Below are 13912 nucleotides of genomic sequence, written 5' to 3' on the forward strand. Positions count from 1 at the left end.
GGCAACACCGCATATGCCGACCACCCTCCCCGCCCCCCTGTTGCAGCAGTTCAGCGCCTTCCTGTCGGCGCGTCTGGGGCTGCATTTTCCGCCGCCGCGCTGGGCCGATCTCGAACGCGGCCTGAGCGCGGCGGCGGCCGACTTCGGCCTGGCCGGCCCCGAGTCCTGCATCCGCCGGCTGATGTCGGCGCCGCTGCGGCGCGAGCAGGTCGAAACCCTCGCCAGCCACCTCACCGTCGGCGAAACCTATTTCTTCCGCGATCCGGCCGTTTTCGCGGCCCTCGAACACCACATCCTGCCGCCGCTGATCGCCGCCGGGCGCGAACAGGGCCGCCGTTTGCGGCTGTGGAGCGCCGGCTGCTGCAGCGGCGAGGAGGCCTATTCGCTGGCCATTTTGCTCGACCGCCTGATCCCCGATCTCGACGACTGGCACATCACCCTGCTCGCCACCGACATCAATCCGCACTTCCTGGCCCGCGCGCGCCTCGGCGCCTACCGCGAGTGGTCGTTCCGCGGCACCGCCGTCAGCTTGAAGCCGCAGTACTTCACGCCCGCCGAGGACGGCACCTTCACGCTCAAGCCGCGCATCCGGCGCCTGGTCAGCGTCGACTACCTCAACCTGGTCGACGACACCTACCCCTCGCTGGCCAGCAACACCAACGGCATGGATCTGATCCTCTGCCGCAACGTACTGATGTACTTCGCCGAAGACACGGTCGATGCCATCGTCGCCAAGCTGCGCCGCTGTCTCACCACCGACGGCTGGCTGGCGCTCAGCCCGACCGAAGGCAGCGCCGCGCTGCGCAGCGGTTTCACCGCCGTCGAGTTCTCCGACACGTTGGTCTACCGCAAGACCGAAACCGCCGAACGTCCAGCCCCAACAACCGCACCGTCGTGGGCCGCCGCGCCCCTCCCGCCCCGGCCCGCGCGCCCTGCTGCACGCTCGGCTCCCCCGGCGCGCCCTGCCGCCGCGCCGCCGGAAACAGCGATCGCGCAAGCCCGGACCTGCTTCTCCCGGGGCGCCTATGCCCAGGCCGCCGACCTGCTGAGCGCCGCCGCCCCCACCGCGGCCCCCGACTGCGCCCTGGCCGCCCATGCCTGCGCCAACATCGGCCGGCTGGACGACGCGCTACGCTGGTGCGCCTTGGCGATCAGCGCCGACAAGTCCGGCCCCGAGCTGCGCTATCTGCAGGCGGTGATCCTGGCCGAGCGGGGCGACGCCGCAGCGGCGATCGGCTGCTTCCGGCAGGCGCTCTATCTCGACCCGGATTTCGCGCTTGCCCACTTCGCCCTCGGCAATCTGCATCGCCGCCTGGGCATGGCAACGCAGGCGGCCCGCCACTTCGACAACGCCCGCCGGCTGCTCGCCAACTGCGCGGCCGACAGCCCGCTGCCGCATGCGGAAGGGCTCACCGCCAGCCGCCTGCTCGCCATCATCGACAGTACGGAGCAGATCTCATGACCCGACCCGACCCGATCGACTGGGATGCCGTCAAACAACGGATCGAGGCTGCCGGACAGCGGCTCGAGGAAGAATTCGCGCCGCCTGCCGACAAGCGCCGCGCCCTCCTCGAGGCCCGCGCGCGGGCCCTGGCGGTCGCGCCGGCACCGGCGCCCGGGGCCGGTTTCGACGCCCTGGAATTCACGCTGGCACGCGAGCACTACGCCATCGACACCGTCTGGGTGCGGGAGGTCTATCCCCTACGGGAGTTCACGCAGCTGCCCGGCACGCCGGCCTTTGTCCTCGGCATCGTCCATGTCCGCGGCCGCGTGGTCTCGGTGCTCGACCTGAAGCGCTTCTTCGACATGCCGCAGATCGGCCTGTCCGACCTCAACAAGGTGATCGTCCTGTCCAACGGCACGATGGAGTTCGGCATCCTCGCCGACACCATCGTCGGCGTCCGCCGGCTGCTGCACGCCGAGGTGCAGGAGGCGCTGCCGACCCTGACCGGCATCCGGGCCGATTACCTGCTCGGCATCACCAGCCGCCGCGAGGTCGTGCTCGACGCCCACAAACTGTTGTCAGACCCGGCCATCGTGGTCTGCGCCGACGTCGGCGACTGATGGTCGACCACACCGCAAAGGGGATCCCCATGAACTGGCTGCTCAATCTTGCCATCCGCACCAAGCTGCTGCTCGCCTTCGGTGTGATGCTGGTACTGCTCGCCGCGCTGATCGCCGGCGGCTACTCGGGGCTCGACGCCATCCAGCAGGCCCAGAAAACCCTGTTCGAACGCGACATGGTGATCTCCACCGAGCTGGAGGAATTCCGCGCCGGGCTCAACCTGCAACGCGCCAACATCCTGGTCATGCAGCTCGAATCACGGCGCGCCGAACAGGAGGCCCTGGAAGCAGGCATCAACACCAGCTCCGCCGAGCTTGACCTGCGCCTGAACACGTTGGCAACGCTCGGCGGCTACGACCCCGCCTTCGCCACCCGCCTCGACGACATTCGCCAGACGCTAGCGGCCTACCGACAGGCCCGCCAACAACAGATCGCGATGATCTACGGCGGCCAAGTCGAGCAGGCCCGCCTGCTCGGCACCGGCGTCCAGCTGGACCGCTTCGAGAAAATCCGCAGCCTCGCGCTGACGCTCGACGCCGAGGCCCGGCAGCGCGGCCAGGCGGAGATCCGCGACAACGAGCAGCGCCTGCAGGACACCGTCCGACTGGCCGTATTGCTCGGCGCCACGGCACTGATCGCCGGCTTCGGCATGGCCGTGTTCCTGCACCGCCTGATCGCCGTACCGCTGAGCGACATCGCGGCGCGCGCGGCCCGCATCGCCGACGGCGAGATTGCCCTTGCCCCGGCACTGAGCGGGCGCCTCGACGAGATCGGCGATCTCGACCGGCAGTTCAACCGCATGAGCGCCTCGCTCCGCGACAAGGCCGAGCTGGCGCAGCGCATCGCCGCCGGCGACCTGCGCGTCGAGGTCAAGCAACTGTCGGACAAGGACATCCTGGGCGAGGCCTTCGCCACCATGGCGAGCAGTCTTCGTGACAAGGCCGAGTTGGCGCAGCGCATCGCCACCGGCGATCTGCGCGTCGAGGTCAAGCTGCAGTCCGACACCGACGCCCTGGGGCAGGCCTTCGCCACCATGGTCAACAACCTGCGCGAGCTCAACCGCGACATCGGCGAGGGCGTCGAGGTCCTCGCCGCCTCCGCCGCCGAGATCCTTACCAGCACCAGCCAGGTCGCCACCGGCGCCACCCAGACCGCCACCGCGATGTCCGAGACCGCCACCACTGTCGAGGAAATCAAGCAGACCGCCACGCTCGCCAGCCAGAAGGCCAAGAGCGTGGCCGAGGTCGCCCGCCAGGCCGCCCAGGTGGCCCGGGGTGGCAGTCAGGCGGTCGAGGACACCGTCGAGGGCATGCAACACATCCGCGAGCAGATGGCACAGATCGCCGAGAGCATCGTCCGCCTCTCGGAGCAGGGGCAGGCCATCGGCGAGATCATCGCCACCGTCAACGACCTCTCCGAGCAGTCCAACCTGCTCGCCGTCAATGCCTCGATCGAAGCCGCCAAGGCCGGCGAACAAGGCAAGGGCTTCGCCGTCGTCGCCCAGGAGGTGAGAAGCCTCGCCGGCCAGTCGAAACAGGCCACCGCCCAGGTGCGCGCCATTCTCGGCGACATCCAGAAGGCCACCGGCAGTGCCGTGCTCGCCACCGAGCAGGGGTCGAAAGCGGTCGAAGCCGGCGTGCGCCAATCGCGCGAGGCCGGCGAGGCGATCCGCCAGCTGGCCGACAGCATCGACGACAGTGCCCAGGCCGCCAGCCAGATCGCCGTCTCCGCCCAGCAGCAGCTGGCCGGCATGGACCAGCTCGCCGAAGCCACCGCCAACATCCGCGTCGCCACCGCGCAAAACCTCGACAGCACCCGGCAGGCCGAGACCGCCGCCCACAACCTCAACGAGCTCGGCCAGACCTTGAAACGGCAGGTCGCCCGTTACCGTCTGTGAGACCACCCACCAACGCCACCGACAAGCGCTCGACACCCGAGCTCCGGCCACACCCCCAAAGGAGAGAGTCCATGAACTGGCTACTCAATCTCGCCATCCGCACCAAGCTGCTGCTCGCCTTCGGCCTGATGCTGGCACTGCTCGCCGCCCTGATCGCCGGCGGCTACTGGGGGATCAGCGCCATCCAGCAGGCCCAGAAAACCCTGTTGGAACGCGACATGGTGATTTCAACCGAGCTGGTCGAACTGCGCGCCGAGCTCAATCTGCAGCACGCCCAGCTCCTTGTCATGCTGATCGAGCCTCAACGCAGCGAACAGGAGCTTCGGGCACACAACATCGCCCAGCGCGCCGGCTCGATCGACGAGCGCCTGCAGCGGCTGACACGGCTGGGCGGCGCTGATCCGGCCTTCATCGCCCGCATCGACGACATCAAGGCGACGCTGGCCATTTTCCGGCAGACCCGCCAACAGCTGATCACCATGATCTACGACGGCCAGACTGAACAGGCCCGCCATTTGATCAACGATACCCAGGTCGAGCGCTTCGAAAAGATCCGCAGCCTCGCACTGGCACTCGACGACGAAGCCCGCCAACGCGGCCAGGCCGCGATCCACGACAACGAGCAGCGCCTGCAGGACACCGTCCAGCTGGCCGCGCTGCTCGGCATCGTGGCGCTGGTGGCCGGCCTTGCCATGGCCGTGTTCCTGCACCGCCTGATCGCCGTGCCGCTGGGCGACATCGCCGAGCGCGCGGCCCGCATCGCCGACGGCGAGATCGCCCTCGCCCCGGCGCTGAGCGAGCGCCACGACGAGATCGGCGATCTCGACCGGCAGTTCAACCGCATGAGCGCCTCGCTCCGCGAAAAGGCCGAGCTGGCGCAGCGCATCGCCGCCGGCGATCTGCGCGTCGAGGTCAAGCTGCAATCCGACGCCGACGCCCTGGGGCAGGCCTTTGCCACCATGGTCAGCACCCTGCGCGAGCTCAATCGCGAAATCGGCGAAGGCGTCAATGTACTCGCCGCCTCGGCCGCCGAGATCCTCACCGGCACCAGCCAGGTCGCCACCGGCGCCACCCAGACCGCCGCCGCGATGTCCGAGACCGCCACCACCGTCGAAGAGATCAAGCAGACCGCCACGCTCGCCAGCCAGAAGGCCAAGACCGTGGCCGAGGCCGCCCGCCAGGCCGCCCAGGTGGCCCAGGGCGGCAGCCAGTCGGTCGAAGACACCGTCGAGGGCATGCAGCATATCCGCGAGCAGATGGAACAGATCGCCGAGAGCATCGTCCGCCTCTCCGAGCAGGGGCAGGCCATCGGCGAGATCATCGCCACCGTCAACGACCTCTCCGAGCAGTCCAACCTGCTCGCCGTCAACGCCTCGATCGAGGCCGCCAAGGCCGGCGAACAGGGCAAGGGCTTTGCCGTCGTCGCCCAGGAGGTGAAGCACCTCGCCGGCCAGTCGAAACAGGCCACCGCCCAGGTGCGCACCATTCTCGGCGACATCCAGAAGGCCACCGGCAGTGCCGTGCTCGCCACCGAGCAGGGGTCGAAGGCGGTCGAAGCCGGCGTGCGCCAATCGCGCGAGGCCGGCGAGGCGATTCGCCAGCTGGCCGACAGCATCGGCGAAAGTGCCCAGGCCGCCAGCCAGATCGCCGTCTCCGCCCAGCAGCAGCTGGCCGGCATGGACCAGCTCGCCGAGGCCACCGCCGACATCCGCCTCGCCACCGCGCAGAACCTCGACAGCACCCGACAGGCCGAAACCGCCGCCCACAACCTCAACGAGCTCGGCCAGACCTTGAAGCAGCTGGTTGCCCGTTACAGCGTGTGACCCCGTCATGCCCAACATCGACGACGAACACCTACTGCAGCGCCTGCTCGGTATCTTCCGGATCGAGGCCGCCGAGCACCTGAAGGCGATGGCCGGCCTGCTCTCGACCCTGGAAGCACCGGCGGCGGCGAGCGACATCCCGGCGCTGATCGAGGCCTTGTTCCGCGAGGCGCACAGCCTCAAGGGCGCCGCCCGTTCGGTGAATCTGTCGCAGATCGAGGCCGTCTGCAAAGGCCTGGAAGACGAACTGTCGGGCCTCAAGCGGCGGCCGCCAGCGTCGCTGCCGCCGGCCTGGTTCAAGGCCATCTACCGCAGCCTCGACACGCTGGACACGCTGCTCGCCGACAGCCCCGGGGAGCCGACGCCAACGCCAACGCCGCCACCGGCCGCAGCGCCGTCGCCCGCGGCCAAACCGGAAAAAGCCCCCCCGCCACCCAGTGCAAGCGGCGACACGGTGCGCATTTCGAGCTCCCGGCTGGCCGCGCTGCTGGTCGAGGCCGAAGCGCTGCTCGCCTTCAAGTTCGGCACCAGCCATGTGGCCGACGAACTGCATGCGGTGGCCGACGAGGTCGCGCGCCGGCGCAAGGCAATGGCGCGCGCCGCCCGCGAGGCGCGAGCCTTGCGCCGCCGCCACGGCCGGCGTGCCGCCGGCGATGCCGGCGCACGAACGGCGAGCACCATCGAAAAACTGCTCGACATCGTCGATCATGACGACCCGTTGCTGAAGACCCTGGGCGACCGCCTGAGCGCGCTCGCCCAGCGGGCGGAGCGCGAAAGCCGCGCGCTGGCCGGCAGCGTCGACACCCTGCAGGCCGAGCTGCGCATCGCGCTGATGCTGCCCTTCGCGTCGCTGCTCGAAGTCATGCCCAAGCTGGTGCGCGACCTGGCCCGCGACAGCGGCAAGGACATCGAATTGCGGATCGATGGCGCCGAGCTGGAAATCGACCGTCGCATCCTCGAACAACTGAAGGATCCGCTGATCCACCTGGTGCGCAACGCGGTCGATCACGGCATCGAAAGCCCCGCCGAGCGGCACCGCGCCGGCAAGGCGTCGCGCGGTCGCATCGCCATCGACATCCAGCCCTTGGAGGGCAGCAGGGTCGAGCTGCTGGTGGCCGACGACGGCGCCGGCATCGATCCGGCACAGATCGCCAACTCGGCCGCCAAGCTCGGCCTGATCGCCCCGGAAGAAGTGGCGACGGTGAGCCACCAGGCCGCGCTGTCGCTGATGTTCGCCTCCGGCCTGAGCACCAGCCCGATCCTCACCAACCTCTCCGGGCGCGGCCTCGGGCTGGCGATCGTCCGCGAAAAGGTCGAAAAACTCTCGGGCAGCATCGTCGCCGAACTGCCCGACGGCGGCGGCACGCGCTTTCGCATCGTGCTGCCAAGCATGCTGGCGACCTTCCGTGGGGTGCTGGTGGGCGTCGGCGAGCAGCAGTTCGTGCTGCCCTCGCGCAATGTCGAGCGTGTGCAGCGTGTTGCCGTCGACAGCATCAAGACCGTGGAAAACCGCGAGGCGATCGAGATCGACGGTCTGGCCGTGGCACTGGTGCGGCTCGCCGACGTCCTCGGGCTGCCGGCCGACACTGCCGACGACGGGCGCCTGCCGCTGGTGGTGCTGTCCGCCGCCGGGCAGCGCATCGCCTTTGCCGTCGATGCCGTGCTCGGCGATCAGGAGGTGCTGGTCAAGGGGCTGGGGCCGCAGTTGCGGCGCGTGGCAAATTTCTCGGGCGCCACCGTGCTCGGCTCCGGGCGCCTGGTGCCCATCATCGATGTCGCCGATCTGATGAAATCGGCCCCGCGCGCCGCGGCCAAGAGCAGCACGCCGAGCGCCCCGCCGCCCCGCCAGCACAGCCTGCTGGTGGTCGAGGACTCGATCACCGCGCGCATCCTGCTCAAGAGCATCCTGGAGAGCGCCGGCTATCGGGTGGACACCGCGGTCGATGGCATCGACGCATTGACCGCGCTGCGCACCGGCGCCTACGATCTGGTTGTCTCCGATGTCGAAATGCCGCGCATGGACGGCTTCAGCTTGACCGAGTCGATACGCCAGGACAAAAAACTGGCCGACACCCCGGTGATCCTGGTGACCGCCCTCGAATCACGCGAGGATCGGGAACGCGGCGTCGAAGCCGGTGCCAATGCTTATATCGTCAAGAGCAGCTTCGACCAGAGCGATCTGTTCGAGGCCATCCGCAGGCTGATATGAGCAACGACCTCCCTCACGACCCGTCGCAGACACCCCCGCAGATCCGGGTACTGCTGGTGGACGACTCGCCCCTCGCCCGCGAACTGCTGCGCTATTTGCTGGAGAGCGATCCGCGGCTGACCGTCGCGGGCACCGCCGACGACGGCGTGGAGGGCGTGCTCGCCGCCCAGCGCCTGTCGCCCGACGTCATCGTCATGGATGTCCACATGCCCGAGCTGGATGGCTACGCCGCCGCCCGGCGGATCATGGAGACGGCACCGACCCGCATCGTGATGGTCACCGCCAGCACAAAACCGGACGACGTGGCGGACACCTTCCGCACGCTGGAGGCCGGTGCGCTGGCGGTCCTGGCCAAGCCGAGCGGGCCGGGATCTCCGAATTTCGCCGAGCAGACGCGGGAGTTTCTGTCCACCGTCCGGCTGGTGGCGGAAGTCCCGGTGGTCCGCCGCTGGCCGGCGCGTTCGGCGCCACCGACCATCCCCACACCGGCGCCCGCCGCGGCGCCGGTCCGCGTCGTCGCGCTCGGCGCCTCGACCGGTGGGCCGCAGGCGTTGCGGGAGATCCTGTCGCGCCTGCCCGGGGATCTGGCCGCCCCGCTGCTGATCGTCCAGCATATTTCGAGCGGATTCACCGAAGGCTTCGCCGAATGGCTGGCGCATGACACCGGCTACCCCGTGCGCGTGCCGCGCGCGGGCGAGCAGGTGCAAGACGGCATCGCCTATCTGGCCCCCTCGGGTTGCCAGATGGGCCTGAAGCCCGACGGCAGCGTCGAGCTGACCGACGCGCCCGCCGAGCATGGCGTCCAGCCGGCCGTCTCGTATCTGTTCCGCTCGCTCGCCGCCGGTTTCGGCCGGAGCGCCGTCGGCGTGCTGCTCACCGGCATGGGCCGTGACGGTGCGCACGAACTCAAGGCGATGCGCGACGCCGGCGCCGTGACCATTGCCCAGAATGCCGCCAGCGCCATCGTCTTCGGCATGCCCGGTGAGGCGGTCAGGCTCAAGGCCGCCACCCATGTCCTCGCGCCGCCCGACATCGCGACGATGATCGCCGGGCTGACCGGGCGCCGGCCGCCACCGGACCCGAATCCCCAGGAGAACCCCCGATGAACGCCGCCAATCCAGCTGTGCGCACCGACCAGGTCCACATCCTGATCGCCGAAGACAGCCCCACCCAGGCCGAGCAGCTACGGATCCTGCTGACCAAACGGGGCTACCGCGTCACCGTCGCCACCAACGGGCGCGAGGCCTTGCGCGCCGCCCTCGATCTTTCGCCGACGCTGCTCATCACCGATATCGTGATGCCCGAGATGGACGGCTACGAGCTGTGCGCCGCAATCAAGGCCGACCCGTCGCTGAAGGATCTGCCGGTAATCATGGTGACCTCGCTGACGGGCATCCAGGACATCGCCAAGAGCCTGGAGTGCGGCGCCGACAACTTCATCCGCAAGCCCTACGACGCGAAGACGCTGCTGGCGCGCATCGAGTACATCCTGCTCAATCTCGAACTGCGCAAGTCGAGCAAGATGCAGATGGGCATGGAAATCTACATGGGCGGCAAGACCCACTTCATCTCCTCGGGGCGGGAGCAGATCGTCGATCTGCTGATCTCGACCTACGAGGAGGCCGTCCAGATGAACGACGAACTCCAGCGCCAACGAGACGAGATCGCGCAGTCCAACCGCAACCTGCGCACCCTCTATCGCATCGCCGCCGACATGAACCACCAGTTGAGCGAAGACGAAGTCTGTGCCCAGGCGCTGCGCGGCCTGCTCGAACTGACCGACTTCACGGCCGGCTGGATCTTCCTCGACGACGGCGATGGCGAGTTGCGCCTCGCCGCCGCCAGCCAACTGCCCGCCGCCCTGCTGGCGCCCGGCGCCCTCGAAGGCGACTGCCGCTGCCGCCGCATGCTGCGCTCGGGCGAGACTCAACGTCATGGCGTGGTGATCGACTGCGAACGCCTCGCCCTCCATGCCCGCGACGACAGCGACATGCGCACCCACCTGAGCATCCTGCTGACCACCGGCACCCAGTCGCTGGGCATCATGAACCTGGCCGGCCATGCCGATCGCCCCATCAGTGCCGAAGATCTGCGGATGCTCGACGCCATCGGCAGCCAGGTCGCGCAGGCCATCCAGCGCGCGCAGCTCTACGGGCACCTGGAAAGCCAGGTCGAGCAACGTACCGCCGCCCTGCGCAGCGAGATCGTCGAACGGACCCGGGCCGAGCAGAAGGTCGCCAGCCTGAACCGCATCTACGCGGTGCTCTCCAGCATCAACACCACCATCGTCCGCGTCCACGACCGCAACACCCTGTTCCGCGAAGCCTGCCGGATCGCCGTCGCGCAGGGGAAATTCCGCCTGGCCTGGATCGGCATCGCCGACCCCACCGGCCAGTTCCTCCAACCGGTCACCTGGCGGTGCGACACCGGGGCCACGGCCGACCGCAGCCCGCCACTGAAACTCGATGACCGCATCGACCTCCAGCAAGGCATGTTCGCGCGGGCGCTGCACGAGCGCGCCACCGTCACCTGCAACGATCTGTCGGCCGCCGCCGAGCCGATCTTCCCGGCCGGCGCGTCGGCCCGAGGCTGCCAGTCGATGGCCGTCTTTCCGCTGTTGCTCGACGAGCAGCCAATCGGCGCATTCGCCCTGTATGCCGCCGAGCGCAATGTCTTCGACGCCATGGAGTTGGCCCTGCTCAACGAGATGGCCGGCGACATCTCCTTCGCACTCGGCCATATCCGCAACGTCGAAAAGCTCGACTACCTCGCCTACTACGACACGCTGACCGGCCTGCCCAACCGCCGGCTGATCCAGGACCGCCTGCAGCAGCTGCTGCATGTCCCCGACGGCCACGACACACCGACGGTCGCGCTGGTGCTGATCAACATCGACCGTTTCCGGCACATCAACGACAGTTTCGGCCGCCACATCGGCGATGCCCTGCTCAAGGCGGTGGCCGAGCGCCTGGGCGAGGCGATGGGCAGCACCGACCACCTCGCCCGGATCGGCAACGACCACTTCGCCGCCATCCTCGACAATGCCGGCAGCGCGACGGAACTGGCCCATCGGCTCGACGACCAGATCCTCGCCAGGCTCGGTCGCAGCTTCGAGATCGAGGGCCACGACCTGCATCTCACCTTCAAGCTCGGCATCGCCCTGTTTCCCAGCGACAGCACCGAGGCCGAAGCGCTGTTCGCCAACGCCGAGACGGCCATGCGCAAGGCCGCCGCATCGCAGGAACGCTACCTGTTCTACGCGCCCGCCATGAATGCGCGGGTGGCCGAAAACCTGACGCTGGAAAACAAGCTGCACCGCGCCCTCGACAACGGCGAATTCGTCCTGCACTACCAGCCCAAGGTCGAGCTGCAACAAGGCAACATCATCGGCGTCGAGGCGCTGATCCGCTGGCGGGACCCCGAGGGCCGGCTGGTCCAGCCCGGAGCCTTCATCCCGGTCCTCGAAGAAACCGGTCTGATCATCGACGTCGGGCACTGGGCGCTGGAGCAGGCACTGGCCGACCAGGCCGCATGGCGGCGCATGGGCCTGCAAGCGCCGCGGGTGGCGGTCAATGTGTCGGCCGTACAGATGCGCCGCGCGGATTTCCTCCCCGCGCTCGAAAAGCTGCTGTCACGCCACCCCGGCCTGTCCGCCAGCCTCGAACTGGAGCTCACCGAGAGCCTGCTGATGGAAGACATCGAGGCCAACATCCGCCGCCTCGGGGCGATTCGCGAGATGGGCCTGAAGATCGCGGTCGACGATTTCGGCACCGGCTATTCCTCGCTCAGCTACCTGAAACGCTTCCCCATCGACTACCTGAAGATCGACCAGAGCTTCGTGCGCGACATCACCACCGACCCCGACGCCGCAGCGATCTGCATCGCCGTCATCGATCTGGCCCACAACCTGCGCCTGACAGTGATCGCCGAGGGCGTGGAAACCGAAAGCCAGATGAACTACCTGCGCCGCCATCGCTGCGACGAAATTCAGGGCTATCTGTTCAGCCGGCCGGTGCCGGCCGACGATTTTGCGGAACTGCTCAGAACGCAAAAGGTGCTGACACTGGCGCCGGAAGCCCAGGATCGGCGACGCAAGAAACTGCTGCTGGTCGATGACGAGCCCAACATCCTGTCGGCGCTGACGCGCGTTCTGCGCCGCGACGGCTACGAGATATTCGCCGCCGGCAGCGCGGCCGAAGGCTTCGACATCCTCGCCCAGCACGACATCCAGGTCATCATCTCGGATCAACGGATGCCGGCGATGAGCGGCACCGAATTCCTCTCTCGCGTCAAGGAGCTCTATCCGGCCACCATCCGCATCGTGCTCTCCGGCTACACCGATATCGAGGCGATCACCGGTGCCGTCAACCGCGGCGCCATCTACCGCTTCCTGACCAAACCCTGGGACGAAATGCAGCTGCGCGAGCATGTGCGCGAAGGCTTCCGCCACAGCGAGGCGGGGCAAGGCCTCTGATCGAGGTCGAGAACGCACTGCCGCCGGGCAGAATTCTCGACTTTGATCAAACCCCGCCCATCGCCGCTCCGGTATCGTCACTCCACACCCACTCCGGAAGCGCGCCGTGACCCCGATCCTCAACTTCTACCGCAGCGATGTCCGCACCGGCATCAAGATCGTGCTGACCAGCCTGGTGCTCGGCACGCTCACCGCCGCGCCGCTGTGGCTGTTCAACCAGTTCGGCCCGACCGACGTCACCCCCACCGGGCTGGCGCTGACCGCCATGTTCGGCACCATTGCCGGCGCCTTCGGTGTGGCCATCGGCGTGGTGTGGCTGGTCGTGGAACTGATCGTGCGCCGGCGCTGATCAGGCCAGCAGAAACTCTTCGCGAAACGCCCTCTCGCCCCAGGGATTGAAGGCCACCACCCGGCTGTCCGGCAGGCGCCGGGCCCAGCCCGTGTCGAGCACATGGCGCAGCACGGCCGCGCCGACGGCGCCGGCCAGATGGTGGCGGCGCTCGCCCCAGTCCAGGCACATGCGGCAGGCCGGGCGGCGTCCGGCATCGAGCGCCAACACGTCGATGCCCAGCCGCGCCAGCTCGGCCCGCCCGGTATCGGTCAGGCGCAACTCGCCGGGGCGGGCGAGAAACCAGCCGCGCATCAGCATCGCCTCGAAAGCCGCCACCGCCAGCTCGCCGGCCAGATGGTCGTAGCACACCCGCGCCTTGCGCAGCGCCGGCTCGCGCGGGCTGGAGCGCAGGCGCACGGCGCCAGTGCGAAACGCCACGCCCATCAAGGCTTCGAGCAGCTGCGCCACGTCATGCCCGGCCAGGCGGAAGTAACGGTGCCGGCCCTGCGCCTCGACCGCGATCAGCCGCGCGTCGACCAGCTTGGCCAGATGCGCGCTGACGGTCTGCTTGGTCACGCCGGCGATGCCCGCCAGCTCGGTGGCGGTCAGCGCACGGTCGGCCATCAAGGCGGTAAGGATGTCGGCGCGGGCGGGGTCGCCGATCAGCGCGGCGATGCGGGCGATGTTGGGGCCGTCTTTCATGGTTCGATCGTAATCGAACCATCTCGCCACTTCAACGGGCTATCGTGAGCTCACCTTCTCGACGGAGCCATGACCATGATCACCTGCTTCATCCGCTACCGGATCGACCCCTTCCAGCGCGAGGCCTTCCAGACCTATGCGGAAAACTGGGGCCGCATCATTCCGCGCTGCGGCGGCCACCTGCTCGGCTACTTTCTGCCCCACGAAGGGACCAATGACATCGCCTGGGGGCTGATCGGCTTCGACAGCCTGGCCGCCTACGAACGCTACCGCGCGCGACTGCGCAGCGATGCCGACGGCCGCGCCAACTTCGCCTTCGCGCAAGAGAAACGCTTCATCCTGCGCGAGACGCGCAGCTTCGTCACGACGGTGGCGGGCACCTTCTGCCTGCCACCGCAGATGGCGGCCTGA

General features: G+C 68.5%; 10 protein-coding genes. 9 read left to right on the forward strand and 1 reads right to left on the reverse strand.

The genetic code is table 11. The annotated features are described in order from the left end of the window. Window positions 1-13 precede the first annotated feature (13 nt). The 8 genes from I8J34_RS00125 to I8J34_RS00160 all read left to right on the forward strand — a co-directional run bounded on the left by I8J34_RS00125 (window position 14) and on the right by I8J34_RS00160 (window position 12817). Window positions 14-1462, forward strand: coding sequence for a CheR family methyltransferase (locus I8J34_RS00125; RefSeq protein WP_214359328.1), 1449 nt, complete (start codon window positions 14-16; stop codon window positions 1460-1462). Then, entirely contained in the window at window positions 1459-2064 is a 606-nt protein-coding gene (locus tag I8J34_RS00130) for a chemotaxis protein CheW (protein ID WP_214359329.1), read from the forward strand. Before I8J34_RS00125 ends, I8J34_RS00130 begins: the two co-directional genes overlap by 4 nt. A 29-nt stretch (window positions 2065-2093) precedes the next feature. After that, window positions 2094-3962: a HAMP domain-containing methyl-accepting chemotaxis protein gene (locus I8J34_RS00135; RefSeq protein ID WP_214359330.1), complete on the forward strand. Its 1869-nt coding sequence runs from the start codon at window positions 2094-2096 to the stop codon at window positions 3960-3962. A gap of 71 nt (window positions 3963-4033) precedes the next feature. Beyond that, complete coding sequence (locus I8J34_RS24935; RefSeq protein WP_214359331.1) at window positions 4034-5785, forward strand: methyl-accepting chemotaxis protein; 1752 nt, start codon at window positions 4034-4036, stop codon at window positions 5783-5785. A gap of 7 nt (window positions 5786-5792) precedes the next feature. Then, complete coding sequence (locus I8J34_RS00145; RefSeq protein WP_214359332.1) at window positions 5793-7994, forward strand: hybrid sensor histidine kinase/response regulator; 2202 nt, start codon at window positions 5793-5795, stop codon at window positions 7992-7994. Next, window positions 7991-9100, forward strand: a complete 1110-nt coding sequence (cheB, locus tag I8J34_RS00150; RefSeq protein ID WP_214359333.1) for a chemotaxis-specific protein-glutamate methyltransferase CheB — start codon at window positions 7991-7993, stop codon at window positions 9098-9100. The genes I8J34_RS00145 and cheB overlap by 4 nt, the downstream gene beginning before the upstream one ends. After that, complete coding sequence (locus I8J34_RS00155) at window positions 9097-12468, forward strand: EAL domain-containing protein (RefSeq protein ID WP_214359334.1); 3372 nt, start codon at window positions 9097-9099, stop codon at window positions 12466-12468. Before cheB ends, I8J34_RS00155 begins: the two co-directional genes overlap by 4 nt. A gap of 106 nt (window positions 12469-12574) precedes the next feature. Next, on the forward strand, window positions 12575-12817 hold the full coding sequence (locus I8J34_RS00160; protein ID WP_214359335.1) for a hypothetical protein: 243 nt from the start codon (window positions 12575-12577) through the stop codon (window positions 12815-12817). Here I8J34_RS00160 and I8J34_RS00165 read toward each other — a convergent pair whose 3' ends face one another. Then, window positions 12818-13501, reverse strand: a complete 684-nt coding sequence (locus I8J34_RS00165) for an ArsR/SmtB family transcription factor (protein WP_214359336.1) — start codon at window positions 13499-13501, stop codon at window positions 12818-12820. Between the two features lie 75 nt (window positions 13502-13576). On the opposite strand from I8J34_RS00165, the gene I8J34_RS00170 reads away from it, so the two are divergent. After that, window positions 13577-13912: an NIPSNAP family protein gene (locus I8J34_RS00170; protein WP_230411648.1), complete on the forward strand. Its 336-nt coding sequence runs from the start codon at window positions 13577-13579 to the stop codon at window positions 13910-13912.

The organism is Denitromonas iodatirespirans (assembly GCF_018524365.1).
Taxonomy (GTDB): Bacteria; Pseudomonadota; Gammaproteobacteria; order Burkholderiales; family Rhodocyclaceae; genus Nitrogeniibacter; species Nitrogeniibacter iodatirespirans.